At 49.9% G+C, this 4,742-nt stretch carries 3 protein-coding genes; 1 reads left to right on the top strand and 2 read right to left on the bottom strand.

The window, feature by feature from the left end; genetic code table 11:
* The coding region (locus RMO27_RS17375) for a DNA topoisomerase (ATP-hydrolyzing) (protein ID WP_309734806.1) at positions 1 to 2,541 on the bottom strand (2,541 nt) is incomplete at its 3' end.
* A gap of 235 nt (positions 2,542 to 2,776) precedes the next feature.
* The gene (locus tag RMO27_RS17370; RefSeq protein ID WP_309734805.1) at positions 2,777 to 3,637 is read right to left on the bottom strand and encodes a tetratricopeptide repeat protein; all 861 of its coding nucleotides are present in this window, start codon (positions 3,635 to 3,637) and stop codon (positions 2,777 to 2,779) included.
* A gap of 492 nt (positions 3,638 to 4,129) precedes the next feature.
* On the opposite strand from RMO27_RS17370, the gene RMO27_RS17365 reads away from it, so the two are divergent.
* Positions 4,130 to 4,742: biotin/lipoyl-binding protein (locus tag RMO27_RS17365; RefSeq protein WP_309734802.1), on the top strand; the 613-nt coding region annotated here is incomplete at its 3' end.

The following is a 4,742-nucleotide window of genomic DNA, read 5'->3' as shown; positions in this document are numbered from 1 at the left end:
CTGTTCGTCGGGGTTGAGGGTGATAAGTCGATCGCCGATGCCTTCTTTACCGTGGGTGTTGATGAGATCGATCGGGATGACTTCGTGACGCTGGGTGGTGGTGACTAGATCGAGGGCGGTGGGGGGGAGGCCAATATGAAGGAGGTTGTCGGTTTTGATCGCAAATTGCATGGCATGGGTGCCCATGTTGCCGGTTTGGACGATCCGAATTGTGGAAATCGGGATGCGTTTGGCGTAACCGTGGCGGGTGATCAGGATCAGGTCGTCGGTGCTATTGGCGGGGACGCAGCCGACGATCTGTTCTCTGGCACCAACTTTGAGGGCTTGGATGCCTTGGGAAACGCGTCCCATCAGCGGGATTTGCTCGGAGGCAAGGGCGAGGCGCAGCATCCGTGCGCCGGAGGTGGCGATGATGATTTCCCGTTCGTGGGTGAGGGGGGCGATCGTGTGGAGCTTGTCGTCTTCGCGCAGCTTGATCAAAGTGGTACCGCGATTGGTAAGTCCGCTGAGTTCTTGCAAGAGAATACGTTTAATTTTACCGCGATCGGTTAGCAGCAGCAGTTGCTGAAGATCGTCTGGGGCTTCGTCGGGGGTAGGCAGTGTGTAAATTATTTGCTCGTCGGTGTCCTGCAGCGCGGGAATCAGACTCACCAGGATCGTGCCCCGATCGTTACCGAGGGTCGGCGGAATATCTCGGATTTTGAGGGGATAAGCTTTACCATCAGTAGTGACGATCGTTAGTTCTGCATCGGTACTAGTTTGATAGGTTTTAGTGACAAAATCTTGACTATTTGGGTTGAGTTTGGCACCAGTTTTACTGAGTCTTCTAATATATCCTTGCTGGGTAATTTCGACGGTAGTTGGTTGGCTGGGTTCGGCGGCGATAACTTGGAGTTGAGTCGCAGGTAAGATCCGATTGCGGCGTTCTTTGGCGGTGGGTCGATCGTCGATCGATTCCTCACGATTTACAGTTTTGGACTTGCCTCTGGCAGGGCGATCTCGGTCGGATCGATCGAGTGTGGGTGGGTCTAGCTTGGTGATTTTGGTACGCCGATCGTCGGCGAATTTTCGTTTGAGCGATCGCAAATCTTTTTTGAGCGATTTGAGCAGTTCGTTCCGGTCTTGGAGGAGATTATTTAAGCTATTAATTTTGGTATTTACTTCCTGAAATTCAGCCTGTAAATTAGTTTTCTCCAATCCAGTCAACCGTCTTAACGGCATCGCCAAAATCGCATCGGCTTGGGTATCGCTGAGATCCAATTCGGTCTGGAAAATTGCTTTAGCAGTAGTTCCATCTGGCGCGTTACGGAGGATATTAATCACCGTATCGAGATTGTCTAAAGCGGTGAGAATACCAGAGAGAATGTGTACCCGCTTTTGGGCTTGTTCGAGTTCGTTGCCATACTGGCGGGTGAGAGTAATTTCGCGAAATTTGAGAAATTCTTCGAGGAGTTGTCTGAGACTCAGTTGGCGGGGTTGGCCTGCGACGATCGCCAGCATAATCGCGCCAAAGTTGCTCTGAAGGGCAGTCTGACGATACAGTTGGTCGAGGACATTGCTGGGTTCGGCATCACGTTTGATCTCGATGACAACGCGCATTCCATCCCGATCGCTTTCATCTCGCAGATCGGCAATGCCATCGATTTTGCCGGCATTGACGAGTTCGGCAATTTTCTCAATCCAGGCCGCTTTATTGACCTGAAACGGCAGCTCGGTAACGATCAGCGAATCGCGGCGTTTTTTGGATTTGGTGAGTTTGGCGCGTTCGCTGGCAACTTCGACATGGGATAGCCCGCGCACGGTGATAATTCCTTTACCCGTCCGATAGGCATCATGAATACCTTCAACCCCCATAATTTCGCCACCAGTGGGGAAATCAGGACCTGGAATCAATTCCCATAATTTGGCATCGGGGAGATCTGGTTTATCAATTAAGGCGATCGCGCCATCGATCGCTTCGCCGACATTATGAGGGGGGATATTCGTCGCCATCCCCACTGCAATCCCACTACAACCATTGATCAGCAAGATCGGGAGTTGGGCGGGTAAAACAGTCGGTTCCTGCTGAGAGTTATCAAAGTTACCGATAAAGTCTACCGTCGCGGTGCTAATCTCGCTTAGCAGTGCATCATGCCCGATCGGGGCCAACCTCGTTTCGGTGTATCGCATCGCCGCTGGCGGATCGTTATCGACCGAGCCAAAGTTACCATGCCCACCTAAGAGTGGATAACGGGTGGAAAAGTCCTGAACTAATCTGACGAGGGCATCATAGACCGATTGGTCACCGTGAGGATGATATTTACCCAAGACATCCCCGACGACCCGCGCGCATTTGCGATAGGGTCTGTCGGGTGTCAATCCTAGCTCATGCATCGCATAGATAATCCGCCGATGCACTGGTTTGAGTCCATCCCGCACATCCGGCAACGCCCGCCCCACGATCACACTCATGGCGTATTCTAGGTACGATTGCTGCATTTCCGCGTGCAGGGCAATGGGAATAATTTTGTCTGTACCTAGCAGATCTAACTGTTTTACCATGAGTTCAAATGCCTATTTCGATCGCTTAAGTTAATCTTCAGTCTGCCACGAACTGTTCGCAATCTGGGTAGATTGCAAAATAATAATACACAATTACTAAGGGGATAGCTAGGGTGGAGTGGATAGTGAATAGTGAATAGTGGATAGAAATAGAAGTGAGAACGCTTGCGTTCTTGTGATTTTTATCCATGTATTCATTTACTATTCACTATCCACTATCCACTATCCACTACTCCTACCCTCTACTCGGTGCCTTAGTAATAAAATCCCGCACCCTGGGAGTCTGAATCAGCTTGCGGGTGTCGTTGAGGAGTTTTTCGCCCCACAAATTGTCCTTGAGATACTGAATATTGGCATACCGACTGTCGAGGACGATCGCTTTTTCGGCAGTGGTATAGGCTTCGACTTGTTTGCCTTGGGCAAAGAGGGCGACTGCCATTGCCAGCAGAGGTTCGGCGGCTTTGGGGTCGATCGCGATCGCCCGTTGCCAGTTTTGCATGGCACCATTGAGGTCGCCAGATTCGTAGCTAACTAAGCCGATATTATTGATCGCCGGCCAAAATTTGGGGTCTTTTTTAACCGCTTTTTGATACTGAGCGATCGCGTCTGGATACTTGTTTAATTTGTAATAAGCATTCCCCAAATCGAATAGGGCACTATTGTTATCGGGCTTGATCCGCAGTCCGGCTTGGATCGTCTCGATCGCTTTGGGCAGCTCGCCTTTTTGAAAATAGGCCGAGCCGAGCATGAATAAGACGTCTGGATCTTGGGGCTTGATTGCTCTAGCTTGCTGGAGCGCATCGATCCCTTTTTGATATTTTTGGGTTTGGACTAATAAGGTGCCTAAAAATAACCAAGCTTCGTGATTTTTAGGGACGAGTTGGGTTGCTAAAGCAACGCGAGGAATGGCTTGTTCATATTGTTGGAATTGAACTAATCCCGCCGCTTGTCTCAATAAAATCTTGCTGGTATCTTCTAAAGACTTTGAGTCTTGATTGGGAGCATAGGGTAATAAAGCTTGGCTGTAAGCGACTGTTGGCAGGCTGACAATCCCCAAGCAAGCAGTCAGGAGTAATGGATAGATCCGTTTATGCACGATAAGTTAGGTCTAGGTAGATAGTCGAAGAAGATCGAGTGGAAAATCGTCGAGATCGCCATTTCACAAGCAGGGCTTCGGACGATCGATTCCATCATAAGACAGATTTTACAGCTCCGATGATAATTCTCAACTGAGTCAAATCTCGCCTGCCGATCGGTGCTAGCACTGAGATCGCCATTATATCTAAGCTAGCGCACTTGGTGACGGATGGCTGAGATCTAGCACCAGCCAATGATTTGATCGATCGATGCTGCCCACAAATACCAAGATTGCGGGTTTTCACTACCGATCGACCTGACTTTCGTCACTAGTCATTCGCTTTCAGATGGAGTTAAAATTAATGTAAATAAAAGTAACAGTAACAGATCTTAATCAAGGGTCGATTGTCGATCCGCTAGCTGGGTGGATCGATGCTCAAACCAGCGAGAGGTGTGCCAACGATCGGCCAGATCGGAATTTAACCGCAAGATGAGTGAGTCTCGACCGCATATGCAATTACCTGTACTCAAAAATATTAAGCGCCCCTTCCCCCTCGTTGCGGGTATTGCAGCGGCAACAATCGGCATCGTCACCCTTGGCGCTGTCGCTTTTAGCCAATTTAAGCCAGCTCCCAAAATCGATTTAGCCCGCTATACTACCATCGCGAAAGCGCAAGATCTGACCGATCGGATTACCGCTAGTGGTAACGTGATCCCGTTCCAAACCGCCAATATCAGCCCCAAAACTGCCGGACGCGTCGCGAAACTCTACGTCGAACAGGGAGATCGCGTGGTTCAAGGTCAAAAAATCGCCCAAATGGAGAATGCCGAGCTACAAGCTGGCTTCGCGCAAGCACTAGCCAATGTCCAGCAAGCCCAGGCGAATCTGAATAAGGCTAAAAACGGCACGCGCGCGGAAGAAATCGCTCAATCAAAAGCCAAACTCACCCAAGCCCAAGCCAATCTCAATAAAGCCAAAAACGGCAACCGTCCCGAAGAAACTGCCCAGGTACAGGCCAAATTGGCACAAGCTCAAGCCAATCTCAATCTAACTAGATCGATCGCCCCCCAACAAATTGAACAGGCAACGGCGCAAGTTGCTTCTGCCACAGCCAAACTCCAAC

The sequence above is a fragment of the Chamaesiphon sp. OTE_75_metabat_556 genome (assembly GCF_031378165.1).
In the GTDB taxonomy this organism is placed as follows: Bacteria; Cyanobacteriota; Cyanobacteriia; order Cyanobacteriales; family Chamaesiphonaceae; genus Chamaesiphon.
The sequence above is the reverse complement of the archived record's forward strand: the minus strand, read 5'-3'. Positions and strand labels throughout refer to the sequence as shown.